This is a genomic window from Streptomyces caeruleatus, assembly GCF_001514235.1.
Lineage (GTDB): Bacteria > Actinomycetota > Actinomycetes > Streptomycetales > Streptomycetaceae > Streptomyces > Streptomyces caeruleatus.
The window spans coordinates 141,853-167,234 of sequence record NZ_KQ948930.1 but is presented as its reverse complement, the minus strand read 5'-3'; the positions used below and the strand labels follow the sequence as shown (position 1 = coordinate 167,234).

Here is a 25,382-nt window from a genome sequence, read left to right as displayed (position 1 = left end):
GTTCAGCCCCCAGTCGATAACTTGCCGACAGCTTGGCCCCGTACCGTTGAACCATGGATCTTCGACTGCCCGCACTGCGAGGGCTACGGAGGCCGCGGCGGCTGCTTGCCGCCGCGGCCGCCGTCGTCGTGGTCGCCGGGGCCGGGACATGGACCGCCGTCGCCGCCGACGACCCACCCGCGGTGCGCCGCGCCGACCGCGTCATGGACATGGGCGACGGGGTACGCATCGACACCTCGTACTTCACGACCGCCGGAAGTGAACGCCGCCCCGCCGTCCTCCTGGCGCACGGCTTCGGCGGCAGCAAGAACGACGTACGCCAGCAGGCCCAGGACCTCGCCCGGGACGGCTACGCCGTGCTGACCTGGTCGGCCCGCGGCTTCGGGAAGTCGACCGGCAAGGTCGGGCTGAACGACCCCGCGGGCGAGGTCGCCGACGTCTCCAGGCTGCTCGACTGGCTGGCGAAGCAGCCCCAGGTCGAGCTCGACAAGGCCGGCGACCCGCGGGTGGGCATGGCGGGCGGCTCCTACGGCGGCGCGGTCTCGCTGCTGGCCGCCGGACACGACGACCGGGTGGACGCCATCGCCTCGGCGATCACGTACTGGAACCTCTCGGACGCGCTGTTCCCGGACGGCGTCTTCAAGAAGCTCTGGGCGGGCATCTTCGTCAACTCGGCCGGCGGCTGCGACAAGTTCGAGACGCGGATCTGCGAGATGTACGAGCGGGTCGCGGAGTCCGGCACCCCGGACGCGCCGGCCGAGCGGATGCTTCAGGAGCGCTCGCCGTCCGCCGTCGGCGACCGCATCAAGGTGCCCACCCTGCTGATGCAGGGCCAGACCGACTCCCTCTTCCCGCTGGACCAGGCCGACGCCGCCGCGAAGGCGATCCGTGCGGGCGGCGCCCCCGTGGACGTCGACTGGATCGCGGGCGGCCACGACGGCGGTGACATGGAGACGGGCCGGATCCAGGAGCGGGTGCGGACCTGGTTCGACCGCTACCTGAAGGACGACAAGGCCACCGATACGGGCCCCGCCTTCCGCGTCACCCGCACCCTCGGCACCGGCAGCGGGGACGGCGAGCCCCGGCTGAGCGGCGTGAGCGCCGACAAGTACCCCGGCCTGGAGGGCGACCGGCGCTCCATCGCCCTCACCGGACGGGAGCAGAGCTTCCAGAACCCGGCCGGCGCCAGCCCGCCCGCCGTGTCGGCCCTCCCCGGACTCGGCAGCGCCGGCGGCCTGTCCCAGCTGTCCTCGCTCGGCATCGGCGTGTCCCTCGACTTCCCCGGCCAGTTCGCCGCGTTCGAGTCGGCGCCCGTCCGCGAGGACCTCCAGATCACCGGGTCCCCGAAGGCCACCGTCCAGGTGAAGTCCACGAGCGAGGACGCCGTGCTCTTCGCCAAGCTGTACGACGTCGGCCCGGGCGGCCAGGCCAGTCAGGTGCTGCCCTCGCAGCTCGTCGAACCCGTCAGGGTCGAGGGCGCGAAGGCCGGCAAGGACGTCACCCTCACCCTCCCGGCGATCGACCACGAGATCGACGACGGCCACCGGCTGCGGCTGGTCCTCGCCTCCACCGACCTCGGCTACGCCTCCCCGACCGCCCCGGCGACGTACACCGTCTCCCTCAAGGGCGACCTGTCGGTGCCGACACCGCTCGGTGACACGAACACGCCGACGGGGCTGCCCGCCTGGGTGTGGTGGCTGCCGCTGGCGGGCGGGGTGATCGCGCTGGCCCTGCTGGCGACCGGACGGCGCCGCACCGCGGCCCCCGCCGCCCCCGACCCCGCACTGGCCGAAGTGCCGCTCCAGATCACCGACCTGAGCAAGCGCTACGCGAAGTCCGCCGACCGGTACGCGGTCAAGGACCTCTCCTTCCGGGTGGAGAAGGGCCAGGTGCTCGGCCTGCTCGGCCCGAACGGCGCGGGCAAGACGACGACCCTGCGCATGCTGATGGGCCTGATCAAGCCGGACGGCGGCGAGATCCGCGTCTTCGGCCACGCCATCGCCCCCGGCGCCCCCGTGCTCTCCCGCGTCGGCGCCTTCGTCGAGGGCGCGGGCTTCCTCCCGCACCTGTCCGGCCGCGCCAACCTGGAGCTGTACTGGCAGGCCACCGGCCGCCCACCGCAGGACGCCCACCTCGACGAGGCCCTGGAGATCGCCGGCCTCGGCGACGCGCTCGCCCGGGCCGTGCGCACCTACTCCCAGGGCATGCGCCAGCGCCTCGCCATCGCCCAGGCCATGCTCGGCCTGCCCGACCTGCTCATACTCGACGAGCCGACGAACGGACTCGACCCGCCCCAGATCCGTGAGATGCGCGAGGTCATGATCCGCTACGCGGCCGCCGGCCGCACGGTCATCGTCTCCAGCCACCTGCTGGCCGAGGTCGAGCAGACCTGCACCCACCTCGTGGTGATGGACCACGGCCAACTCGTCCAGGCGGGCCCGGTCGGGGAGATCGTCGGCTCGGGCGACACGCTCCTCGTGGGCACGACCGAACCCGTGGACGAGCCCGTCGTCGAGAAGATCGCCGCCCTGCCGGGCGTGGCCTCCGCGGTGCGCGCAGACGCCGGCCTGGTCGTACGGCTCGACGCGGACGGCAGCGCACGGCGGCTGGTCGCCGAACTCGTCCGGCTGGAAGTCCCGGTCGAGTCGGTGGGCCCGCACCGCCGCCTCGAAGACGCCTTCCTCACCCTGATCGGAGACTCCGCATGAGCAGCACGACGACCGAGCGCGCGGAGGTCGCCGACGGCTACCGCGCGGGCCGTACGCTGCCGATCCGGGTCGAGCTGGTCCGGCAGCTGAAGCGGCGCCGCACCCTGGTCATGGGCGGCATCCTGTTCGCCCTGCCGTTCGTCCTGCTGATCGCCTTCCAGGTGGGCGGCGGCCCGGGCTCGGGCAACAACAACGTGAACCTGATGGACACGGCCACGCTGTCCGGGGCGAACTTCGCCGCGGTCAACCTGTTCGCCTCCGCGGGCTTCCTGCTCGTCGTCCCCGTCGCCCTGTTCTGCGGGGACACCGTCGCCTCGGAGGCCAGCTGGTCCTCCCTGCGCTATCTGCTGGCCGCGCCGGTGCCCCGGGCCCGGCTGCTGTGGTCCAAGCTCGTCGTGGGCCTCGGTCTCAGCCTGGCCGCGATGATCCTGCTCCCGGTCGTGGCGCTCGCGGTGGGCACGGCGGCGTACGGCTGGGGCCCGCTCCAGCTCCCCACCGGTGACTCACTGGCCGCCGGAACCGCCGCCCAGCGCCTGCTGATCACGGTGGCGTACATCTTCATCTCCCAACTGGTCACCGCCGCCCTGGCGTTCTGGCTCTCCACGAGGACCGACGCACCGCTCGGCGCGGTCGGCGGCGCGGTCGGCCTCACCATCATCGGCAACGTGCTCGACGAGGTGACGGCCCTCGGCGACTGGCGCGACTTCCTGCCGGCCCACTGGCAGTACGCCTGGCTGGACGCCGTACGACCCCAGCTGGAGTGGTCGGACATGATCCAGGGCACGTCCCTGTCGGTAACGTACGCCCTCGTGCTGTTCGCCCTGGCCTTCCGCGGTTTCGCCCGCAAGGACGTGGTGTCGTAGGTCAACGGAAGATCACCCACCGGTCTCGACGGCCCGTCACCGTGCCCTCTTCGAGACTCATCCGCAACGCTCCGTAGCGCACGTTCCGGCCCCCTGGCCCGTCACAGTCACAGAAGTCGACGTCAACGGACCAAGGGGGCACGGACGATGGAGCGGTACCGCACACGACGGCTGCACAAGGCGCTGCTCGCACTCACCGCGGCGGGCGGCCTGCTGCTCACCGGATGCGGCGCGGGCGACAGCGGCAGCAGCACAGATTCCGCGCAGGACAGCAAGGGAGGCGGCAAGGGCTTCCCCGCCCCCGCCTACAGCCAGGGCGACCGGCGCGAGGGCGAGGGCGAGGGCGAGGACAAGGACTCCCGCGACTTCGCCCCCGAGCCCGACTACCTCTCCACCTTCGCCCTGGACGTCGACACCGCCTCCTACGGCTACGCCCGCCGCACCCTCGCCGAGGGCCGGCTGCCGGACCCGTCGACGGTCCGCCCCGAGGAGTTCGTCAACAGCTTCCGCCAGGACTACGACCGCCCCGACGGCGACGGCTTCACGGTCACCGTCGACGGCGCCCGCACCGACCGCGACGACTGGTCCCTGGTCCGCGTGGGCCTGGCCACCCGCCCCCACTCTCGAATTCGCTCGAGCGGGGGGACCCCCATCGCCGCCGACCCCGGCGAACGCCCGCCCGCCGCCCTCACCTTCGTCATCGACATCTCCGGCTCGATGGCCGAACCGGGCCGCCTGGACCTCGCCCAGGACTCCCTCGGACACATGACGGACCAGCTCCGCGACGACGACTCGGTCGCCCTGGTCACCTTCAGCGACGAGGCCGAGACGGTCCTGCCGATGACCCGCCTGGACGGCCACCGCGACGAGATCCACGACGCCATCGACAGCCTGGAGCCCACCGACTCCACGAACCTGGGCGCCGGCATGGAGACCGGCTACGAAACAGCGGTGGAGGGCCTGCGCAAGGGCGCCACCAACCGCGTCGTCCTCATCTCCGACGCCCTGGCCAACACGGGCGACACCGACGCCGACACCATCCTCGAACGCATCGCCTCCGAACGCCGCGAACACGGCATCACCCTCTTCGGCGTCGGCGTCGGCAGCGACTACGGCGACGCCCTCATGGAACGCCTCGCCGACAAGGGCGACGGGCACACGGTGTACGTCTCCGACGAGGACGACGCCCACGAGGTCTTCAGCCGCCAACTGCCCCGGAACATCGACCTGACCGCCCGCGACGCCAAGGCCCAGGTCGCCTTCGACCCCGAGACGGTCAAGGAGTTCCGGCTCGTCGGCTACGACAACCGCCAGGTCGCCGACGACGACTTCCGCGACGACAGCGTCGACGGCGGCGAGATCGGCCCCGGCCACACCGTCACCGCCCTCTACGCCGTCCGCACCAGGCCCGGCACCGAAGGCCACCTCGCCACGGCGAGCGTCCGCTGGCTCGACCCGAAGACCCGCGCCCCGCACGAGAAGTCGGGCCAGCTGGAGACCGGCTCCCTGCACGACTCCCTCGACGACACGTCCGCGAGGTTCCAGGTCACGGCCACCGCCGCCTACTTCGCCGACGCCCTCCGCGACGGCGACTCCCGCTGGAGCTCCCTGCCCGCCGTCCCGTCCCTGCGCGGCCTCGCGGACCACGCCGAGGACCTGGCGAAGGAGACGGAGGACGAGGAGGTGCGGCAGCTGGCGCAGGCCATCGGCCGGGCGGAGCGGCTGATGGACTGAGCGGCCGGCCGGTGCCCCGGGCCGCGCTGATCATGGCCTGATTATGATCAGTCCCCTGGCGCCCGGCGGGTGATCTGGCGTCCGCCGGCGAGAGAAAGCGAGTGCCCCCTGTGGAACTTCCGATACTGCGACGCGTGGCCTGGCTCGCGGCGGCTGCCGCGCTGCTGACGATCCCCGGCATCACCCCGGCCGGGGCGGCCGACGACTGGCAGAAGGTGGGCGACGACGCCCGCGGTGGGGTCAGCGGCATCGCGTTCGAAGGCCGCACCGCGGACGGAGCCGGGGTGCGGGCACTGGCCGTGCACGACAACAAGCAGACCGGGCAGCGGCGCCTGTCCCGGATCACCCACCGGGCGGGCTCCGACGACGTCTCCCCGATCACCTGGGACGGTGCGGAACCCGTTGACCTGGAGGCCGTCGAAGCCATCCCCGAGATGCCCGGAGAGTACCTGGCGCTCGCCTCCCGCGGCATCGTCTACCGGCTGAAGGTCACCGGCTCCACGGCGACGGTCGTCGACTACTCGCCGCTGCCGGCCATCGGCGAGGGCGCCGACTTCGAGAGCTTCGCTCTCGTGGCGCGCGGCGGGCACCTCGCCGCCCTGTGGGCGGACCGCGGAGCGGGCGCGGACCGCCCCGCCACGCTCTACGCGGCGCCCCTCACCTTCGCCTCGTGGGGCCAGCCGCAGTTCGGGAGTGTGACCCGCCGGACCTACCGGGCGACGTATCCGACCGACGACACCACGCGGCACATCTCCGACATCTCGGTGACCGCCTCCGGTCGGATCCTCTTCAGCTCGGCGGCGGACGCCGGCGACGACGGCCCGTTCGACTCGGCGGTCAGCGACGCCGGCCGGGTGACCTTGTCGGCAGCCGGCGGGGTTCGGGTCCGGCTCAACCGGACCCCTGTCGTGCTGGGCACGTTCCCCCAGCACAAGGTCGAGGCGGTGGAATGCCTGCCGGGATCGCCCCGCGCCCTCCTCGGCACCGACGACGAGAACCTCGGCGGATACGTGCGGACCGCGCGCTTCTGCGGGGCCTGACCCCGGCCGCCCCGCCCCTTTCCCTTTTCCCTTACGTAGCCGTCGAGCACACCGAGGGCACGGCCCGCTGAAGCCCCTTCAGGTGCAGGACGTCCAACTCGTGGCCGTACGCCGACCAGGCGGCGGCGACGTAGAGCAGCGGCCCGCACGACGGCGACGTCCGCAGCCGCTGCGTCTCCTTCAGGGTGTCCAGCAACTCGGTGGTGATGCGGTCGAGCACCGGGCGCACCTCCTTGACCAGGTCGGGGCGCTCGGCGGGCCGCTCGGCGGGATGCGCGTCCCAACGTGCGTAAAGCCCCCGCTGCACCAGCTTGTTGGCCTCGATCTGGTCCCGGAAGACGGCCTGCACGGCATCCGGGTCCAGGCCGAGTCCGGTCGCCCGCGCGGCAACGTCGTCCAGGATCTGCTGCTCGCGCACCGGGTCGTCGATGGGCTTGTCGGTGCCGTACTTGGCGGCGGCGACCTTGTCGGCGATCAGCAGCCGCTCGGCGAACAGGTCGGTCAGCGGGGTGAGTCCGGGGGAGACGGAGGCCGCCCGGGCGTGGGCCGGGGCGTGGGCCACCGGGGGAGTCGCGGGGTGTGCGGCGGCGGGTGCGGTGCCGGCGAGGGACAGGGCCGCGGCGGCGCAGACGGCGACCAGGGCGGACCGGAGGCATCGGGAGTGCACGGGGTTCCTTCCGTGAGGGGTGGTCGTACAGCAACGTACAGAGACGGCCGCGCCTTCCGGCGCGCCTTGCCCGCACTTTGCGTGGTTCGCCACCGGCGACCTCGGCTCCCTCGACGAGGACGGCTACCTCACCATCACCGGCCGCAAGAAGGACATCCTCGTCACCTCCGGCGGCAAGAACGTCTCCCCGTCCGTCCTGGAGGACCGCCTCCGCAGCCGCCCCCCCCGATAGGCCAGTGCCTCTTCGTCGGCGACAACCGCCCCTTCGTCGCCGCCCTGATCACCCTCGACCGGAGGCCGTGGCCCACTGGCTGGCCGTACGCAAGATGCCCGCCGACACCCCGCTCTCCAAGCTCCTCGATGACCCCCGCCTCCGGGCCGACGTCCAGAAGGCGGTCGACCACGCCAACGAGGCCGTCTCCCGCGCCGAGTCCATCCGCGCCTTCGCCCTGGTGGACGGCGAGTTCACCGAGGACAACGGGCTGCTGACGCCGTCGATGAAGGTGAAGCGGCAGGCGGTGACGGGGGTGTACGCGCGGGAGATCGAGGCGTTGTACGGCAGCTGAGGCAGGGGGTGGGGGCAGGGAAGCGAGCGGGGCCGGACCATTCGGGTGCGCTTCGTTGGTGAAATGTGGGCGTATATGACTATGTATCAGTGACGGAAGGAGCTTCGAAGCCGCAGCCGTACCAAGGAGGATGCATGGCCCCTGCCTGTCGTCGGTCCGTTCGCCGTGGGCTGGCGTTCCTCGTTTCCGGCCTGGTCGGGGCCGCCGCCCTGGGGCCGGGGCCGGCCCTTGCGGCGCCCTCCGACTCCCCGACGCCCCCGGGCGGCGCCCACTCCCCGTCGGGAGTCGTCGCGCACGGCCCGGCGTTCGGGGCGTACCTGCACTACGGGCCCGCCGGTGTGTGGCGTATGAAGGAGCTCGGTCGCTGGCTGGACGGTCAGGAGCCGCGGGTGGGGCACACCTATCTGCCGGGGGACGTGTGGCGCAACATCGAGGGGGCGCCCGGGTTCCTCGACAGCTGGGCCGGCTGGCGGCGGGCCAGGGCCGAGCGGATGCTCGTGCTCAACGTGCCGATGATGGAGCGCAACGAGGAGAACCTGCCCGACGCCGAGGTGCGCGAGCTGCTGCGGCGCGGCGCGGACGGCGCGTTCGACGAGCACTTCAGGGTGCTGGCCCAACGCCTGGTCGGCCTGGGCGTGCCGGACACGGTCATCGTGCTCGGTTGGGAGATGAACGGCGTCAGCTACACCCACCGCTGCGCCCCCGACCCGGACAGCTGGAAGCGGTACTGGCAGCGCATCGTCGGCGTCATGCGCTCGGTCGACGGCCAGCGGTTCAGGTTCGACTTCGCCCCGAACCGCGGCATGGACGCGATCCCCTGGCCCGAGTGCTACCCCGGAGACGACGTCGTCGACATCATCGGCATGGACGCCTACGACCAGCCGCGCGGGACGGGCTTCGACGAACAGGTCTTTGAGCCCTACGGCCTCCAGCACCACGTCGACTTCGCACGCGAGCACGGCAAGCCCATCTCGTACCCGGAATGGGGCCTGTTCCACAACGGCGACAACATCACGTACATGCTGCGCATGCTCGCCTGGATGGACGAGCACAAGCCGCTGTACAACACCATCACCGACTACTGCCCGCACGGCGTGTGGCTGTGCTCGGACAACCCCCGCGCCTCCGCCCTGTACCGCGCCCTGCTCTCCACCCCGCTCACCCCCCGGCCGAAACCGGGGCCGCCGGTCCCGGCCCCGAACCGGCCCATGACCCAGACCCAGCCACCGAGACCGGCATCTACGGCGACATCCACGCCGACGCCCATGCCCTCGCGGCTGCCGCGGTGCACCCCGCTGGAGCTCGCGAAATGGCTGAAGCACCAGGCCGGAGGGAAACTCCGTGCCTGTGTGAAGTGGCCTGAGTGAAGGGCCCGAGTGAAGTGGCCCGAGTGAAGGGGCCGACTGGGGGGCGACTGAGGGGGGACGGGAGTTACTGCTGATCCACCTGTTCCGCCTGTGGCGCTTGCTCCGCCTCCCGGCGCAGCACCCGCTTGGCCCGCTGCCGCGCCCCCGCCTCCGCGACGGCGGCCGCCAGCAGTGGTGCGGTGCGGCGCCGGGCCAGCAGCAGGCGCTGGTTGACGACCCTCTTGGGGTGCCAGCGGTACTTGTACGGCTCGTCACCGCGCAGCAGGCTCAGCACCCGGTGCCCGTCGACGGACGTGAGGTGCTCGGTGGACGCGTGCAGCAGCATCGCCGCCACGTCCACCTTCCGCTCCCGCAGCTGAGGGTGAAAGCCGTAGAGATAGGTGCCCGCCAGCCCTCCAGGACGTCCCGACAGCAGATTGAGATTGACCGCCACCACCGTCCCGTCGAGCAGGAACTCCATCACCGCGGCCTGCCCCGACCGGGTCATCGGCGCCGCCGAGCGGACCAGGTGTTCCAGGAACCGCGGCCGCGCGTGCTCCGACGACATCCGCCGGCCCTGCCACTGCAGCCGGTGCAGCGCGAGCAGCCGACGCAGCGCGGCGTCGGTCTCGTCGCCGCCCACGAGGCGCCACTCGATGCCGAGCCGCGCGAGCCGGTTCACCTTGTTGCGGACCCGCTGGGCGTGCCGCGACGACAGCCGCCCGACCAGCTCGTCCATGGGGACGGCGGGCAGCTCCAGGCACACCGAGTCGGGCAGCCGGTGCCGCGGCCCGCGCCAGCACAGGTAGACGCGTTCCATCGCGCCGCCCGGCCGCACCTCACGGAAGTCGACCAGGGCGGTGCGCGCCAGCTCGGCCAGCGCGCCCGCGAGCGCCCCGGCGGCCGGCGCGGCCACCTCGTCGTCGATGAGCACATCGCAGAGGTCGGTGATGGCGCCGCCCATCGGCACCAGTGCCGGCAGCGGCCGACGCACCCGCATCAGCGGCGCGGCCGCCACCAGCGCACCGCCCTTGCGCACCAGCACGAGCCGCAGCCGGCCCGGCCTGCCGTACGACTGCCACCACGAGTGCAGCCAGGCATGGCTCTGGAACGCCGTCGCGGACGGGCACGCGCCGTGCAGGCGTTCCCAGTCGCCGGCCAGCGCCGCGAAGGCGCGCTCGTCGGTGCACACCTCCACCGTCAGCGCGCGCCCGTACCCGCTCACCCAAGCGTCCCGCGGGCGTCGGCGGCGCCTGCCGGGCCGGGGACCGAGGCGTGGCCCTGGTCGTCGTCGTCCTCCGGGGTACGCCGTGGCCGCGCCAGCAGCGCGAGGCCGCCCAGCAGCCCGCCGGCGCTCGCGCCCACCAGCGAGGCCAGCGCCGGGGACGCGGACGACGGCTCGGTGGGCTTCAGGGCACGGGAGAGGCGTTCGAGCCGGATGCCAGTGCGCGAACGGCTGTGGTCCGCCTCGGTGATCAGCGCGCGGGACACGGCGTTGGCGATGTCGACGGCCTGCGAGGGCTTCGACGACGTCGCCGACACCGCCACCATCGGCGCGTCCGGCGAGGTCGCCACGTCCACGCTCTCGCGCAGCGTCGAGACCGGTACGCCCGCCCACACCTGGGCGTCGCCGAGCACCGCGAGCTGCGTGGCGACCCGGCCGTACGCCTGCGCGAAGCCGAGCGCGTCGGTGCAGTCGGCCTCGGTCGTGCCGTTCGGCACGGCGACGACGGAGCTGGTCGCCGTGTACTGCGGGGGTCTCAGCTGGCCGTAGGCGCCGCCTGCCGCGGCACCGACCAGCGCGGCGGCCGGCAGCCACCACCATGAGGCCAGCCGTAGCACGCGCGAGCGCGTACGGTCGGCCACCCGGGCACCCTCAGTGGGGTTGTCTGTCATGAGGAACTCACTTCCAGGTTCGAGCCGGACAGAGCGGCCGTGTACAGATCCATCAACTGCCGCGCGGTACGCGCGATGTCATAGCGGCGTACGACGTCGGGGACGGGCCGCTCGTCCCTTCCCACCGCCCGCAGCCGCAGCAGTTCCCGCGCGTACGCCTCGGCCCCGCCCCGGACGCGCCGGGCTCCGGGGGCCGCGTCCGGCGGCATGTCGTCGACGGCGGGGCAACTCGCGTACAGCACGGGGAGCCCGGCCGCCAGCGCCTCGACCACGGCCAGGCCGAAGGCCTCCTCGGGCGACGGCGAGGCGAGCACGTCCATCGCGGACAGCAGGGCGGCGAGGCCGGGCGCGCCGTCGCCGGGGAGGGGCAGATACGGGCGCTCGCCCGTCAGCACCATCCGCTCCGCGACCCCGAGCCGCTGCGCGGTGCGCCGCAGCGCCGCCTCCTCGGGGCCGGCGCCCACCAGCAGCAGCCGTACGTCGCCGGGCAGTTGGTGCAGTGCCCGCACGAGCACGTCGAACCGCTTGCCCGGGGTGAGTCGCCCCACGCCGCCGACGACGTAGGCGTCCGGCGGCAGCCCGTGGAACGCCCGGGCCTCCTCGCGGCGCGCCTCGTCGAAGCGGAACCGGGGCGCGTCGATGCCGTTCGGGATGACCCGGATGCGCGGCCCGGGCACGCCCCAGTGCCGCAGCCGCTGCGCCACCGTCGGCGACACGGCGACCGTGGCGCGGCCGAGGCGCTCGCCGGCCAGGTAGAGGGCGCGGACCCCCGACGTCAGCGGCCGGCCCTCCAGCCGGCTCTCGCCGATCGAGTGCTCGGTGGCGACGACGGCACCGACCCCCGCGAGCCGCGCCGCGACCCGGCCGTACAGACAGGCCCGGTACAGGTGGGTGTGGACGAGGTCGTAGCGGCCGGCGCGGATCAGCCGGGTGAGACGGGGCAGCGCGTCGACGTCACGGTTGCCGCTCATGCCGAGGTGGGCGACGCGGACGCCGTCGGCGGCCAGACCGGCCGCGACGGAACCGGGGTTGGTCAGCGTCACCACGTCGCACTGCGCGGGCAGGTGCCGGAGCAGCAGCCGCAGCTGCTGTTCCGCGCCGCCCACGCCGAGGCCGGTGATGACATGCAGGGCCTTCACACGGCCTCCAGGGCGCGGCCGTAGTACCGGGCCAGGCGGCGCTTGAGCTCCAGCCGCAGCGAGATGTCCGCCTGCCCGAGGTGGATACGGGGCAGCGCGAGGTCGCCGGAGTCGGCCGGGCCGGGGGAGATCGCGCAGGCGTAGCGGTACCCGGCCCGGCGCACGGCGGCGACGACGCGCTCGTCGAGACAGCCGTACGGGTAGCAGAAGCCGTCGACGTCGCCTCCGGTGAGGGCGGCGAGCCGCTGCCGGCTCTCCTCGACCTCGCGGTGCAGCACCTCGTCCGTGGTCCTGGTCAGGTTGAGGTGGGTCATGCCGTGCGAGGCGATCTCCATGCCCGCGGCCACGGCACGGTGGACGTCGGCCACGTCGAAGAGGGGTTTGCGCGGGCCGGTCGGCTCCCAGGAGTTCTCGCCGCCGAGCCGCCCGGGCAGCACGAACACGGTGGCCGAGAAGCCCCAGCGGTGCAGCACGGGCACCGCGTGGGTGAGGAAGTCGGTGTACCCGTCGTCGAAGGTGAGCCCGATCAGGCCGCGCTCGGCGCCCCGGGCGCGCGCCGCGAGCAGCTCCCGCACGCTCACCCCGCGCAGCCCGCGGGCCGCGAGCCAGCCGAGTTGCCGGTCCAGGCGGTCGGGCGTGACGGTGACGTTGTACGGGTCGTCCCGGCAGTCGGAGACGGAGTGGTACATGGCCACCCAGGCGGCGGGACCCTTTCTCGGGCGTCCCTCCGCGACCGGGTCGGGATCGGGTTCGACCGCGCGTGGGGCGGCGGAGATGTCAGCGACCATGGCGAAGCTTTCGGGTGAGGGAGCTACGGACGGAGTGCGTGACGGGAAGCAGCAGGGCCCGGACGCCCGCCACGTCGAGGATCCAGGCCAGCGACAGGAAGACGACGGTCGCGCAGGCGCAGCCGGCGGCGAGGGCCGCCGTGGGGGAGTCGAACAGACCTGCGCAGAACAGCCCGGCTCCGGCGGCGCACACGGCCGCACGCACCGGCCGTGACAACTCGGCGACGACCGGGCGGACCCGCACGGGCACGCTGCGCGGCCCCAGCCCCTTCAGCAGGAGCAGTGCCGTGAGGGTGATGCCGGCCGCGTTGGCCGCGGCGAGGCCGCGTGCGCCCCACGGGTCCACGGCCCAGGCGCTGATGACGGCGGTGACGAGCGCGCCGGCCCCCATGGCGAGCAGCGGGAACCAGGTGGTGCGGCCGGTCGAGAAGTACGACCGCACCAGCGCACCGACCAGCGTGTGCCCGAGCAGCCCCACGGCGTAGACCCGCATGACGGCGGCGGTCGCGGCGGTGTCCTCGGCGGTGAACGCACCGCGCTGGAAAAGGAGTTGGACGATCTGCGGGGCACCGGCCACGACCAGGGCGGCACCGAGCAGCACGAGGCAGCCCATCAGCGTCAGGTCCCGCTCGACCCGCTCCCGGGCCCGCCGCAGGTCGCCCTCGGCGATGGCCCGCGCCACCACCGGGAAGGTGACGACGCACACCATCATCGCCAGCGACATCGGGAACTGGGCGACCTTCTGGGCGTAGTTGAGGTGCGAGATGGCACCGGCGGGCAGCCCGGAGGCGAAGTAGCGCTCGATGAGGACCTGCGACTGCCGGCACAGCGTGAACAGCAGGACCGCGCAGACCAGGGCCGGCACGAGCGTCCGCCCGCTGTCCCCGTCGTACCCGGAGACCGGCGCGAGGTGACCGGGTTCCCGGCCCGCGGTGATTCGCCGCCACAGCGACGGTGCCTGTACGGCGGCCATGACGCACCCGCCGATCGCGACACCGAGAGCGGCGGCCCGTACGCCCCAGCGGTCGGCGAGTACGAACATCGTCGCGATGATCGCGAGGTTGTAGGCGATGTAGATGGCGCCCGGCGCGAGATAGTCGCGGTGCGCCCGCAGCGCCGCGCTGAAGTACCCGGCGAGCCCGAAGCTCAGGACGCAGGTCGCGGTCAGCCGGGTGCAGGACACGGCCAGCGCCGGGTCGGGCAGGCCGGGCGCGAGCACGGAGACCACCTGCGGCGCCGTGGCCGCGAGCACGGCGGCCGAGCCGGCGAGGACCAGGCACAGCCGCGGCAGCGAGGCGGTGACCAGGGCGCGCACGGGGTCGAGGGCGCCGACCCCACGTGCCCGCCGCGCCAGCGCCACGCTGAACGCGGGCACGAGCACGAACGCCATCCCGTCCTCGATCAGCAGCGTCGACGCCAGCTCGGGCAGCGTCCACGCGACGAGAAACGCGTCGCTGTCCTCCCCGGCCCCGAACAGATGGGCGAGCGTCTGGTCCCGCCCGAGCCCGAGGACCGCCCCGGCCATGGACAGCGCGGCGGAGAGCAGCGTCGCCCTGGCGAGGAAACGCCGCGAGGGCGCCCCGGTCCGCCGGACGGCCGACGGGGCGGGGCGGACGCCTTCGGCGGCACGGGGGGCCTTGCCGCCTCGCATCTGCTCGGGCGTGCGCGTGGTGTCCCCGTCCGGCACCTGCTCGGTGGCCTGCGCGGTCGTCGCCGGGCGGGGCCTCACCGCGGGCCCGATTCCACGGCCGGGGCCGTCGAGTCGTCAGGGGCCGGGGTGTGGTGCGAGCGTCCCGTCGTCCGCCCGGAGGCCGGGCCGTCCTGCGGCCGGTCCGTGCTCTCGGCATGCTGGGCGGGAGCCCCCGCACTGGCCGTATCCGTGCTTACGCCCGGTGCGGCGAGCCCGTGGTCCAGGCGTCGCCCGGTGGACGGGTCCTGCGCATCGCGCCCCAGGGCCCACCAGGCAGCCAGGCCGAGGCAGACCCCGGCGAGGATGGTGGAGGGCCCGCCGATGTCGGCGTACAGGAAGTTGACGAGCTGCCACAGCAGCAGCCCGCACGCCGGGAGCGCGCAGTCCCGTACGGCGCGTCCGCTGCGCCGCAGCCGGCGCAGCGCGATCACCAGCAGGGCGAGCCAGCTGCCCGCGAACGCGAGCAGGCCCAGCATGCCCTGCTCGCTGAGGAGCAGCAGGTACATGTTGTGCGGGGACAGCAGCGGCTGGCGGCGGAAGGCCTGGCCGGCGCCGGCCGTGTCGCTGCCCGACGACAGCGCGAGCGAGGCATGCCCGTCCCGGTGCGCGGGGAAGGCCTTCAGCCCGACGCCCGTCAGCGGATGCCCGCGCCACATCTCGCCCGCCGCGGCCCACATCGTGTACCGGTCGACGACCGACTGGTCCGGCGCGTCGGTGACCTGGGTGACGCTGGTCAACCGCTCCTGCAGGGTCGCCGCGCCCAGACCGAGCCCGCCCACCAGCACCACCGCGGCCGCGGCCGCCGCCGCGAACACCTTCACCGCCCGTCGCACACCGACCAGGAGCAGCTGCGCCCCGCAGGCGAACGCCGTGGCGATCCAGGCGCCCCGGCTGTAGGACAGCGCGAGCGGCACGAGCAGGGCCAGCGCGCACACGGCCGCCACGACACGCTCTCGCCGCGCCCGGGTGCCGAGGGCGAGACCGGTCGCGGCCACCACGCCGAACGCCACGACGGTCGCCATCCCCATCACGTCGGACGGCCCGAACGTGCCCACCGCCCGGATGTCGGCCCCCTGGTACAGGGCGCCGGTCCTGGTGAGGTTCTGGTGCACCCCGATGGCGCCCTGCCACAGCGCGAGGCCGACCAGGGACCACAGCACCAGCCGGGCGCCCCGCCGGTCGCGCACCAGCAGCAGCACCGCCACCGGGACGAGCACGAACACCTGGAGGTAGCGGGCCAGTCCGGTGAGCGCGTCACTGGTGGTCAGCGCCCCCGCCGCGGCGACCGCGACGCCCACCACGGGCAGCCCGAACAGGACCGCCGCCGTCCGGGTCAGCGGCCGCCGGGCCCCTCGCACGGCCTGGACGAGCGCCCCCAGCACGACCAGTCCCGAGGCGGCGTCGGCGGGCGTGGCCGAGCCGCCCGGCGTGACGGGCAGCCCCAGCAGCACCACGACCGCGATGACGGGCAGTACGGACAGCAGGGACGGGGCGGACAGCGCGGACCGGACGGGGAGGCCGGACAGGCGGAAGCCGGACCGGCCCAGCGGGGCCCGCGGCTTCGGCCGGGGCGGCGCGAGCGGGGGAGAGGCCGTGGGGGAAGTACTCACCGGTGCTCAGCTCCCTGTCGGCCGGACGAACTGGGCCACCGTGCGCAGCAGGATGCAGACGTCCTGCCACAGCGACCAGTTGTCGATGTAGGCGTTGTCGTAACGGCACCGGTCCTCGATCGAGGTGTCACCGCGCAGCCCGTGGATCTGCGCGAGCCCGGTGATCCCGGTCCGCATCCGGTGGCGGGCCGGATAGCCCGGATGGGCCTGGCTGAACTTCGCGACGAAGTACGGCCGTTCGGGCCGCGGCCCGACCAGGCTCATGTCGCCGCGGAAGACGTTCCACAGCTGGAGCAGCTCGTCCAGCGAGGTGCGCCGCAGGAAATGACAGAACGGGCTCATGTCCTGCTCGTTTGCCACGCTCCAGCGGGTCGCCGCCTCGTGCGCGCTGGCCGGCCGGTGGGTGCGCAGCTTCAGCATCGTGAACGGCCGGCCGTCCTTGCCGATCCGCTCCTGCCGGAACACCACACCCGGCCCGTCCATGACCCGCAGCACGGCCGCGCACACCAGCAGCACCGGCCCGGCCAGCACCAGCAGCACACCCGAGAGCACCACGTCCAGCACCCGCTTGCCCACGCTCCCGCGCCGCCGTCCGCCGCCGGGCCCCAACAACCTGCGCGAGAACCCGGCCAGCTGCCCCGCCCCCTGACGGCGCCCACCGGGGCCGTACGACGGCGGATCCGCGTCCAGCTCCCACAGCACGCAGCCGTACGCGGCCAGCCCCCGCAGCACGGCGGCCTTCTCCGTCCGGGTGGCGGCCCCCACGACGAGCACCGTCTCCACCCCGTTCTGGATCACCGCCCGCCGCGCGTCCTGCGCCGTGGTGAGCACTGGCAGCCCGGCCTCGTCGTCGGCGTCGCCGAGGACGTCCGGGTCGTCGGCGAGCAGTCCCACCGGCCGTACCCCACAGCCCGGTTGGCGCAGCAGCGCGGCCGAGACCAGCCGGGCCACCGCGACCGGGCCGACCACCAGGGCCGGACGGGGCCGCCGCCGCAGCGCCCGGCGCCGCCGCCCGTGCACCGCCTCACGGCCCGCACAGGCCGCGAGACAGTGCACGGTGACCGCGGTGGCCGGCACGGCCGGCGGGAGCGAGCCCAGCGGGGAGACCGCCACGACCGCCGCCCAGCCGACCGCGATCCGGCCGCAGACAGCGGGGAGTTCGTCGAGTACGCCGGGGACGAGGAAGGTGTCGTACAGCGTGGCCCGGCGGTTCATCGCGATCACACCGAGGACGAGCACCACGATGACCGGCGAGAACCGGTGCGGTGCGGGCAGGACCAGTACCGCGGCCGACAGCGCGGCCCCGCCGTCGACCAGCCACAGCGTCGCCCGGGAGCCGGGCCGCGGGCGACGCGCACCGCGCCCGAAGGCCGCCCGGCGTCCGGCGGCCCGGCCGCGCGGGTCGACAGCGGTGACGGCGTCCTGCGCCGTCCGCTGCTGCCCGGGCGAGGCGACGGTGCTCTCCGCGGTCATGTGGTGACGCACTCCCTGCCCCCGTTCGGTTCGACGCCCCGCGTGGTGGCGAGGCCGAGCAACTCGCGGTAGACGTCGGTCACCGCGTCCGTGGCGCGCCGCAGATCGTGGCGGGCGAGCACATGTGCCCGGGCCTGAGCGCCGAGCTCCGCGCGCAGCGGCTCGTCGAGCAGCAGCGCCGTCAGCGCCCGGGCCAGCGCCCCGGGGTCCTCCGGCGGCACCGGGCAGCCCGGCGGACGGCGGGGCGGAAGGCTCTCGCCCGCCCCGTCCACGTCCGTGACGACGACCGGCCGGCCGCACGCCATGGCCTCCAGCGGGGCGAGCGCCATGCCCTCCCAGCGGGACGGCAGCACCACGACGTCCGCGGCCCGGTACCAGCGCGCGGTGTCGGCCGTCGCGCCGGCGAACTCCACCGACCCGGGCGCACCCGAGCGCAGTCCGTCCGCGTCCGGACCGTCACCGACCAGCACCAGCCGCGCGCCCGGCACCTGCCGCACCACCTCGGGCCAGGCCGCCAGCAGTACGTCCTGACCCTTCTGCCGGCACAGCCGGCCCACGCACACCACGAGCGGGCCCGCCCCGCGGCGCGCGCGGTCTCCCTCCGGCCGGAACCGGAAGGTGTCGACCCCGTTGGCGACCACCCGCCACGAGGCGTCGATACCGGACCGCACTCCGGTGCGCCGCTCGGCCTCGCTCACACACAGCACGCGTGTCGCCCACCGGGCCCCGAACCGCTCCCAGCCCAGCGCCAGTCGCGCGACGACTCCGTCCGCGGCCTCGAACGACCAGGCGTGCGGCTGGAACACGGTCGGCACGGCGCCGCGCACCGCCAGCCGGGCCGCGAGCCCCGCCTTCGCGCTGTGCGCGTGCACCAGGTCCGGCCGCACCCCGCGCAACACGCGCGCCAACTGCCGTACCTCGCCCGGGAGTCGGTGCCCCGGCGCGCGGGTCGCGTCCCAGCGGACCACCGTGCAGTCCAGCGCCCTGAGGTCCTCGGCCAGCGTGCCGCCGGCCGGACAGGCCACGGACACCCGCAACCCCGCGGCGAGTTGAGCCGCCACCAGGTCCGTCACGACCCGCGCGACACCGCCCTCGACGGGCTGGGCGACATGCAGGATGTGCGGCGCAATGCGCATGACCGAGGCCGCCCTTTCGAATAAAGACACTTATCCATACTTATCTGAGAAGCGGTCAAGTGTGGGGGAACGGTGGTGTTTTCGGAGTTGTTTCATTCACCGGACCACCCATTTGGCGCCACGGGGGTTTCCCGAGGGATCCCCTCTCGTTAGCCCAAGAGAACCGAGACCGTGTAATTCCTGGAAAGGAACATCATGAAGAACCTCAAGGCTGCTGCCGTCGTCGTCGGCTCCCTCGCCATCGCCGGCGCCACCGTGCCCGGCGCCGCCGCGGTGGACATGCCGTCGTCGGGCCTCGTCGAGAACGGCAAGACGGTCGCCCGCAGCCTCCCCTCGGCCGCCAAGGTGCCGACGGGCTACGTGGGGAACAACGTGAAGCGCACCGCGGACAAGGTGAAGAAGGGCGTGCAGTCCCAGGGCATGGTGAAGACCCCCGTCCTCGGCGGCGCCCTGCCGAACCCCGTCGACGGCCGGCTGCTCGGCGGACTCCCGATCAAGTAGTCGCCCGCGGCGGACCCCTCGTTCCTTTCTGCCGCGCCGTTGGCCTTCGGCTCGATGACCAGGGTCGGCTCCGAATCACTCGGAGCCGGCCCTTCGGCATGTGGGGGCGGGGGCGGGCAGGGCGGCGGAGTGCGATTGCCCTTTGGTATTCCATTTGGGCCGAACGGAGGACTCGGGGTGACCACGGAGGGAAAAGCTTCGTTGAACCCCGTGAATGGGCGCTCTTTCCTCCTTGCCGGCGCTCCTTGACCGTGGGCCCTGTCTGACGCTGACGCAGACAGGGCCCACGGTCTTTTGTGCGCCGGAGCTCTCGTCGTAAGGCGCCCAAACACCGAGGGCGGTCCACCGGAAATCCGGCGGACCGCCCTCGGGTGAAGCGCTGGTCACATCAGCAGGCCAGCCGCCGACGGGGCGTTCTGCGCCTGGTCGATCTTGTCCGTGTTGCAGGAGGCGTAGCGCGAGCGCGGCGCGGCGACGCCGCCGAGGACGGCTCCGTTGGACCACGGGGCGAGGCAACGCGCGTCGAGGAGGGCGCCGTTGACCACGGCGATGCCCTGCTGGGGTTCGTTCACGACGACCGGGGCCGACGAGAAGCCGCTGCCGCCCTTGACCGTGGTGGTGTCACCGTCGGCCGTGGCGGTGCCGCCGGTCGCGATGACGATACCCGCGGCGATGGCGGAGATGGCCGTAACCTTCTTACGCATGAGTTGAGCCTTTCCGGACTGCGTTCGGGGTTTACCTGCTCCGAATTCCTCGGAGCAGGAGTCACATCAGCAGGCCAGCCGACGACGCGGCGTTCTGCGCCTGGTCGATCTTGGCCGTGTTGCAGGCGGCGTAGCGCGAGTGCGGTGCGACGGTGCCGGCGAGGACGGCTCCGTTGGACCACGGCACGGCGCAGCGGAGGTCGACGACCGTGCCGTTCACGATGGCGACGCCCTGCTGGGGTTCGTTGACGACGACCGGGGCCGACGAGAAGTCGCTGCCGCCCTTGACCGTGGTGGTGTCACTGTCGGCCGCGGCGGTGCCGCCGGTCGCGAGGGCGATGCCGGCCGCGAGCACGGAGATGGCCGTAACCTTCTTACGCATGAGTTGCGCCTTTCGGGGCTGCGTTGGGGTAATTCACGTACCGCTGCGAACAGTTCGCAGCGGAGGTCACATCAGCAGGCCACTCGCCGACACGGCGTTCTGCGCCTGGTCGATCTTGGCCGTGTTGCAGGAGGCGTACCGCGAGTTCGGTGCCACGGTGCCGGCGAGAACGGCTCCGTTGGACCACGGGGCGAGGCAGCGACCGTCGACGAGGGTGCCGTTGACGATGAGAACGCCCTGCTGGGGGGCGTTCACGACGACGGGGGCCGACGAGAAGCCGCTGCCGCCCTTGACGGTGGTGGTCTTGCCGTTGCCGTCGTACTCGCCGGCGGAGGCAAGGCCGGCGGTGCCGACGACGGTGCTGAGGGCGAGGGCCGTGATGACCGCGAACTTCTTGCTCAACTCGGTTCCTTCCTGAATTCACGGTTGCGCACGCTTACGAAAAGGAAACCCGTATATGCATGCATAAGTCACGGCGGGAACAATCAAACGCGGCCAGATTCCTTCGGATGGCGCAACGCGCGAAATCCGAGGTGCGACGGGGCCGAATAGAGCGGCCGGAACACCGCTGACATGCGTCCGGCCCACCGGCGGGTGAGGGCCGGTGGGCCGGACGGATGATGCACGGGGCCAGTGGGTGCGGGCCGCCGTTGTACGGAGACCTGATCGCCGGTCCGGATTTCTGCATCCGGGCCCGCGCGCGGTCTCCGGTTGTCGAGAACCGGATCAGAGTCTCAGAATTCCGGGGCCGGCATACGCCGGTACGGCCGACTCAAAGGGTTGCCGGGTCGTCACTTGTTGGGAAGCAGGGTGCCGAGGCCGCTGGCCGTCGGCGCGTGCAACGGGTGGATCTGGACCTCGCCGCTTCCGGCCGGGTTCTTCACCGGAATGGTGGGCCGCTTCGCGGCGTTCGGGTCCATGCCGTCCAGGTAGACACCGGACATGCCTCCCGACTTGGTCTTGTCGAACGCGCTGCCCTTGGTGACACCGCCGTCCCGGGCCAGTCGCGTCACCACGTCGGCCGCGGGCACGACCGCAGGCGTCACCTTGGTCGGGGACATGAGTCCGCCGATCGGACTGGTGGAAACACCCGAACCTCCGGCGGCGACCGCCGCGGCGGCGGAGCCACCCACAAGACCCGCACCGATGGCCAACGCCGCTGTGGTGAAAACTGCCTTCTTCATGATTCACCTCGCTTGAAAGTACCTCTGATCCGACGGTTGGAGAACATAGCAGTCCAACGGCCCTGTAAATGCGGCGCGTTACGCCATACGCATGAAAGTCAGCGGAGTGAAGAATGTAATGCGCAGAGGGATTCCGGGGGATAGGCATCTGGTCGGAAAGATGAATTTCGGAATTGTCTGCCCACACCTCCGTCGAGTCGGTCCGGCAGGAGACGTCCGGCGGCCTACCCTCGCCGCCATGACCACCTACAGCGACACGTCCACGTCGAGCGCACCCCCTGGCAGGTCGCTCGTCTGGGCGGAGGAGTTCGACGACCCGATCGCGTGGGGCACCACATGGGTCGGCGACAGATCGAGCGCCTACCGCTACTGCGACCACAACCCGGACGACAACAAGCTGGACTGGCTCGACCCCCGCTGTGTCACCGTCTCCGACGGGGTGGCCACCTTCACCGCCGTACCGGCCGGCCGCACCCTGGAGAACGGCCGGCCGGCCTGGCACACCGGCCTGCTCACCACCGAGTACTCCGTCGAGGGCTTCCAGGTGCGGACCGGGGACCACGTCGAGACCGGCGTCCGACTGCCCTCCGGGACCGGAGCCTGGCCGGCGCTGTGGACCTGGAAGGACGGCGGGAACGAGGTCGACTCCTTCGAGTACCACCCGGACAACCCGTATCTGCTGGAACTGTCCAACCACGTCCGGCACGCCTCGGCCTACCACACCGACGCCGACGCGATCGGCCCGGACCGCTGGCTGACCATCGGCACCAGCTACGGCGCGCACTGCGTCGACTGGTACGTCAACGGCGAGCACGTCTTCTCCGACGGCACCGGCGTCGGCCCCGGCTGGTCGGCGTATCTGATCCTCAACCTGTCCCTGAGCGCGGGCGAGCACCACCCGGCCCCCTGCGGCCCGGCACCCATCACCTTCGACGTCGACTTCGTCCGCGTCTACCGCTGACCGCACGACACCCGGCCACCCCTCCCGGTCCCGTCCCGGTCCCCCGTTCGGGCGGATGCCCGCCGTGATGTCGGCCGGACGGGGGAGCGTACGCCGGGAAGTCGCGTGGGCCGTCGATAAGGTCGCGCGGTGGCCCCTGACTCGAGCGACTCCGCACGGCCGATCCGCCCGACCGCCGGTGGCAGCCGGGCGTTCGCCCTGCTCCTGGTGGTCTGCGGGGCGGCGGGACTGCTGGCCTCCTGGGTCATCACCCTCGACAAGTTCAAGCTGCTGGAGGACCCGGACTTCACACCCGGGTGCAGCCTCAACCCCGTGGTGTCCTGCGGCAGCGTCATGGAGAGTGACCAGGCCGAGGCCTTCGGGTTCCCCAACCCCATGCTGGGTCTGGTGGCCTACGGCATCGTGATCTGCGTCGGCGTCAGCCTGCTGGCCGGGGCCACGTTTCCGCGCTGGTACTGGCTGACCTTCGCCGCCGGATGCGTCTTCGGCATCGGGTTCGTCTCCTGGCTCCAGTTCGAGTCCCTGTACCGGATCGACGCCCTGTGCCTGTGGTGCTGCCTGGCCTGGCTCGGGACCATCCCGCTCTTCTGGTACGTGACGTCCTTCGTCGTGCGCCACGGCTTCCTGCCCGCGCCGGACCCGGTGAAGACGTTCTTCTCGGAGTTCACCTGGGTGCTCCCCGTACTGCACATCGGGATCGTCGGCATGCTGATCCTGACCCGCTGGTGGGACTTCTGGACCAGCTGACCATTGCACCGTATGGGCGCTTCGGCGGTGACCGTGGAGCGCCCCGCACGGTTACTCGTACGAACAGCCGAACCGTACGAGGAGTGAGCGATGGCCGTCAGCGCAGACGGAGTGTCGGTGGGTGCGGTGCAGGGGGCGGGCGCCCCGGTGCGGAGCGAGCCGGAGAGGCGGACACGGCGGGAGGTGGCGCGGGTGCTGCTCGCCTCCGCCGCCGTCGCGCTCGCCCCGGTCGTCACCGCCTCCCGGCCCGCGCGGCCCGCGGACGTGCAGCCGGACACCGGCACCCCCTTCGACGAGACCTACCGCGGCCGCCGCATCCAGGGCGCCCCCCTTCCCCTCCAGGGCCTGTCCGCCCTCGGAGCCGAGTGGCAGGTCACCGTGGACGGACGGCCGCTGCATCTGATGCGGCGTGCCGACGGCACCTGGCTGAGCATGGTCGACCACTACAGCTGGTACGAGACCCCGCTGGAGGCGACCCGCGCCGCCGTCGACGAGCTCGGCCCGCTGCGGCGGCTGCGTGACCTGGCCCCCGGGCCCTTCGGCGGCGGGCACCCGCACGGGGAGGCACAGCATGGTGTACGTGCGTAAGAACGTGAGCAAGCTGACGCGCACCGAGCGGCGGCGGTTCGTCGAGGCACTGCTGGAGGTCAAACGGAGCGGCGAGTACGACGATTTCGTACGGCTGCACATCGAGCACTTCCGCGGGGACGGCGACCGTGGCCTGCGCGCCGCCCACATGACGCCCTCCTTCCTGCCCTGGCACCGCCGGTTCGTGCTGGACCTGGAGAACGCCCTGCGCCGCGTCGACGACTCGGTGACGGTGCCGTACTGGGACTGGACCCGGGACCGTTCGGCCACCTCGCTGCCATGGACCGACGATCTGCTCGGCGGCAACGGGCGACCCGTGGACCGGCAGGTGATGACCGGGCCGTTCGCCTACGCGACGGGCAACTGGACCCTCAGGGCGAGGATCACCAACGTCGAGTTCCTCACCCGGGACCTGGGCCGCTCGCGCCGGCCGATCGACCTGCCCACCCGGGACGACCTGAACTGGGCGCTGAAGGACCCCGCCTACGACGTCTCCCCGTGGGACTCCACGGTCTCCAAGGGCTTCCGCAACAAGATGGAGGGCTGGGGCAGCAGCAACAACCCCTGGCGCAACCACAACCGGGTCCATCGCTGGGTCGGCGGCGCCATGCTCGGCGGCGCGTCCGTCAACGACCCCGTGTTCTGGCTGGTCCACGCCTTCGTCGACATGCAGTGGCAGCGCTGGCAGCGGCGCCACCGCAAACACCGCTACGCGCCGGCGAAACCGCCGGGCCGGAGCAGCACCCAGTACCGCCGGATCGTGGCCCGCAACGAGAAGCTGCCGCCGTGGGACGTCACTCCGGACGAGCTGGAGGACATGTCCGGGATCTACCGGTACGGGTGAGACCGGGCCCGCCGAAAATCGCTGAGCCCCGCGGCCCCGGGTCCACTAGCCTCCGGGCATGGCAACCGACCCGACGGAACAACTGGTCCGACTGTTCGCCGAGGAAAGCCGGGTACGCGCCTTCGCCGCCGTGGCGCTGGGCGCGGGAAGCGCCGAGCAGGTCGCCAAGGCGGCGGGGCTGCCCGCGAAGGAGACGGCCGTGGCACTGCTGCGACTGCGGGAGCACGGCGTGGTGACGGCCGGGGACGACGGCGAACTGGGCGTGGCGTACAGCCTGTTCAAGGAGTACACGCGAACCGCTGCCCGGCGAGAGCAGCACGCCGCAGCCGCCGAAGGCCCGGCGTCCGGGGAGCAGCGGGCCGCCGACCTGGTCCTGCGGACCTTCGTCCGGGACGGCCGGCTGGTCCGGCTGCCCGCGCGGTGGACCCGCAAGAAGCTGGTGCTGCGGCACATCGCCGAGCAGACCTTCGAGCCAGGCGTCGAGTACCCGGAGCGAACCGTCAACGAGAAGCTGCGCGCCTGGTGCGAGGACAGCGACGACATCGACCATGTGACGCTCCGGCGCTATCTGGTGGACCTGCACCATCTGCGCCGGAGCGAGGGCATCTACCGAAGGCCGGCCGAGGGTGCGGGGGAAGCCGACATCGCCTGACGGCCGCCTTCAGCCTGTTTGGCGTTTTGAGGACGAGTCCCCGCCGGCCCAGGCATTTTCAGCCCGTCCGGCGTTTGAGGACGAGGCCCGCAGGGCCGATCAGGGGGGGTCTGGGGGCGCAGCCCCCAGGGATGGGATGGGATGGGACGGGTAGGGGCGGCGG

At 72.7% G+C, this 25,382-nt stretch carries 24 protein-coding genes and 1 pseudogene; 12 read left to right on the top strand and 13 right to left on the bottom strand.

Translation table 11 applies throughout. The features are described 5' to 3' along the window. Positions 1-53 precede the first annotated feature (53 nt). From AQJ67_RS21865 to AQJ67_RS21850, 4 genes are all read left to right on the top strand, one after another. Entirely contained in the window at positions 54-2,708 is a 2,655-nt protein-coding gene (locus tag AQJ67_RS21865) for a CocE/NonD family hydrolase (RefSeq protein WP_062720747.1), read from the top strand. Continuing rightward, positions 2,705-3,571, top strand: coding sequence for an ABC transporter permease (locus tag AQJ67_RS21860; RefSeq protein ID WP_062720746.1), 867 nt, complete (start codon positions 2,705-2,707; stop codon positions 3,569-3,571). The genes AQJ67_RS21865 and AQJ67_RS21860 overlap by 4 nt, the downstream gene beginning before the upstream one ends. Before the next feature lie 147 nt (positions 3,572-3,718). After that, the gene (locus AQJ67_RS21855; RefSeq protein WP_062720745.1) at positions 3,719-5,305 is read left to right on the top strand and encodes a vWA domain-containing protein; all 1,587 of its coding nucleotides are present in this window, start codon (positions 3,719-3,721) and stop codon (positions 5,303-5,305) included. Between the two features lie 134 nt (positions 5,306-5,439). Next, on the top strand, positions 5,440-6,345 hold the full coding sequence (locus AQJ67_RS21850) for a hypothetical protein (RefSeq protein ID WP_244190548.1): 906 nt from the start codon (positions 5,440-5,442) through the stop codon (positions 6,343-6,345). A gap of 31 nt (positions 6,346-6,376) precedes the next feature. Here the strand turns inward: AQJ67_RS21850 and AQJ67_RS21845 are convergent, their stop codons facing one another. After that, positions 6,377-7,012: a chorismate mutase gene (locus tag AQJ67_RS21845; RefSeq protein ID WP_062720743.1), complete on the bottom strand. Its 636-nt coding sequence runs from the start codon at positions 7,010-7,012 to the stop codon at positions 6,377-6,379. An 82-nt stretch (positions 7,013-7,094) separates the two neighbouring features. Between AQJ67_RS21845 and AQJ67_RS45430 the strand changes: the two are divergent. Further along, positions 7,095-7,578 (top strand): annotated as a pseudogene (locus AQJ67_RS45430) (long-chain fatty acid--CoA ligase); the annotation flags it as partial. Between the two features lie 134 nt (positions 7,579-7,712). Then, a complete protein-coding gene (locus AQJ67_RS21830; protein WP_062720740.1) occupies positions 7,713-8,945 on the top strand; it encodes a glycoside hydrolase family 26 protein in 1,233 nt (410 codons plus the stop codon). A 64-nt stretch (positions 8,946-9,009) separates the two neighbouring features. Here the strand turns inward: AQJ67_RS21830 and AQJ67_RS21825 are convergent, their stop codons facing one another. The 8 genes from AQJ67_RS21825 to AQJ67_RS21790 form a co-directional block, all read right to left on the bottom strand. After that, the gene (locus AQJ67_RS21825) at positions 9,010-10,149 is read right to left on the bottom strand and encodes a GNAT family N-acetyltransferase (protein WP_062720739.1); all 1,140 of its coding nucleotides are present in this window, start codon (positions 10,147-10,149) and stop codon (positions 9,010-9,012) included. After that, complete coding sequence (locus AQJ67_RS21820; RefSeq protein ID WP_062720738.1) at positions 10,146-10,820, bottom strand: YveK family protein; 675 nt, start codon at positions 10,818-10,820, stop codon at positions 10,146-10,148. The genes AQJ67_RS21825 and AQJ67_RS21820 overlap by 4 nt, the downstream gene beginning before the upstream one ends. Then, the gene (locus AQJ67_RS21815) at positions 10,817-11,959 is read right to left on the bottom strand and encodes a glycosyltransferase (RefSeq protein ID WP_062720737.1); all 1,143 of its coding nucleotides are present in this window, start codon (positions 11,957-11,959) and stop codon (positions 10,817-10,819) included. The genes AQJ67_RS21820 and AQJ67_RS21815 overlap by 4 nt, the downstream gene beginning before the upstream one ends. Then, the gene (locus tag AQJ67_RS21810) at positions 11,956-12,747 is read right to left on the bottom strand and encodes a polysaccharide deacetylase family protein (protein ID WP_062720736.1); all 792 of its coding nucleotides are present in this window, start codon (positions 12,745-12,747) and stop codon (positions 11,956-11,958) included. Before AQJ67_RS21810 ends, AQJ67_RS21815 begins: the two co-directional genes overlap by 4 nt. Continuing rightward, positions 12,737-14,398: a lipid II flippase MurJ gene (locus AQJ67_RS21805; RefSeq protein WP_062721055.1), complete on the bottom strand. Its 1,662-nt coding sequence runs from the start codon at positions 14,396-14,398 to the stop codon at positions 12,737-12,739. Before AQJ67_RS21805 ends, AQJ67_RS21810 begins: the two co-directional genes overlap by 11 nt. A gap of 74 nt (positions 14,399-14,472) precedes the next feature. Next, positions 14,473-15,963: an O-antigen ligase family protein gene (locus AQJ67_RS21800; protein ID WP_244190559.1), complete on the bottom strand. Its 1,491-nt coding sequence runs from the start codon at positions 15,961-15,963 to the stop codon at positions 14,473-14,475. A gap of 90 nt (positions 15,964-16,053) precedes the next feature. Further along, positions 16,054-17,520, bottom strand: coding sequence for an exopolysaccharide biosynthesis polyprenyl glycosylphosphotransferase (locus AQJ67_RS21795; protein ID WP_062720735.1), 1,467 nt, complete (start codon positions 17,518-17,520; stop codon positions 16,054-16,056). After that, positions 17,517-18,656 carry a glycosyltransferase gene (locus AQJ67_RS21790; protein WP_062720734.1) on the bottom strand — a complete coding sequence of 380 codons (1,140 nt, stop codon included), beginning with the start codon at positions 18,654-18,656 and terminating at the stop codon, positions 17,517-17,519. The genes AQJ67_RS21795 and AQJ67_RS21790 overlap by 4 nt, the downstream gene beginning before the upstream one ends. A 195-nt stretch (positions 18,657-18,851) precedes the next feature. On the opposite strand from AQJ67_RS21790, the gene AQJ67_RS21785 reads away from it, so the two are divergent. Beyond that, positions 18,852-19,157 (top strand): hypothetical protein, encoded by a 306-nt coding sequence (locus AQJ67_RS21785; RefSeq protein ID WP_062720733.1) that lies wholly within the window; start codon positions 18,852-18,854, stop codon positions 19,155-19,157. Between the two features lie 383 nt (positions 19,158-19,540). Here the strand turns inward: AQJ67_RS21785 and AQJ67_RS21780 are convergent, their stop codons facing one another. From AQJ67_RS21780 to AQJ67_RS21765, 4 genes are all read right to left on the bottom strand, one after another. Beyond that, on the bottom strand, positions 19,541-19,861 hold the full coding sequence (locus tag AQJ67_RS21780) for a hypothetical protein (RefSeq protein WP_062720732.1): 321 nt from the start codon (positions 19,859-19,861) through the stop codon (positions 19,541-19,543). A gap of 61 nt (positions 19,862-19,922) precedes the next feature. After that, the gene (locus AQJ67_RS21775; RefSeq protein WP_062720731.1) at positions 19,923-20,243 is read right to left on the bottom strand and encodes a hypothetical protein; all 321 of its coding nucleotides are present in this window, start codon (positions 20,241-20,243) and stop codon (positions 19,923-19,925) included. Between the two features lie 66 nt (positions 20,244-20,309). Beyond that, a complete protein-coding gene (locus tag AQJ67_RS21770; protein ID WP_062720730.1) occupies positions 20,310-20,645 on the bottom strand; it encodes a hypothetical protein in 336 nt (111 codons plus the stop codon). 389 nt (positions 20,646-21,034) lie between these two features. Then, a complete protein-coding gene (locus AQJ67_RS21765; protein ID WP_244190547.1) occupies positions 21,035-21,427 on the bottom strand; it encodes a hypothetical protein in 393 nt (130 codons plus the stop codon). 238 nt (positions 21,428-21,665) lie between these two features. Between AQJ67_RS21765 and AQJ67_RS21760 the strand changes: the two genes are divergently transcribed. The 5 genes from AQJ67_RS21760 (at position 21,666) to AQJ67_RS21740 (ending at position 25,219) form a co-directional block, all read left to right on the top strand. After that, on the top strand, positions 21,666-22,388 hold the full coding sequence (locus AQJ67_RS21760) for a LamG domain-containing protein (RefSeq protein ID WP_062720729.1): 723 nt from the start codon (positions 21,666-21,668) through the stop codon (positions 22,386-22,388). A 129-nt stretch (positions 22,389-22,517) separates the two neighbouring features. Beyond that, positions 22,518-23,135, top strand: a complete 618-nt coding sequence (locus AQJ67_RS21755) for a vitamin K epoxide reductase family protein (protein WP_062720728.1) — start codon at positions 22,518-22,520, stop codon at positions 23,133-23,135. A 90-nt stretch (positions 23,136-23,225) separates the two neighbouring features. Beyond that, positions 23,226-23,723, top strand: coding sequence for a tyrosinase family oxidase copper chaperone (locus tag AQJ67_RS21750; RefSeq protein WP_062720727.1), 498 nt, complete (start codon positions 23,226-23,228; stop codon positions 23,721-23,723). Continuing rightward, on the top strand, positions 23,707-24,567 hold the full coding sequence (locus tag AQJ67_RS21745) for a tyrosinase family protein (RefSeq protein ID WP_062720726.1): 861 nt from the start codon (positions 23,707-23,709) through the stop codon (positions 24,565-24,567). Before AQJ67_RS21750 ends, AQJ67_RS21745 begins: the two co-directional genes overlap by 17 nt. Positions 24,568-24,625: 58 nt before the next feature. Next, entirely contained in the window at positions 24,626-25,219 is a 594-nt protein-coding gene (locus AQJ67_RS21740; protein ID WP_062720725.1) for a DUF2087 domain-containing protein, read from the top strand. Positions 25,220-25,382 lie beyond the last annotated feature (163 nt).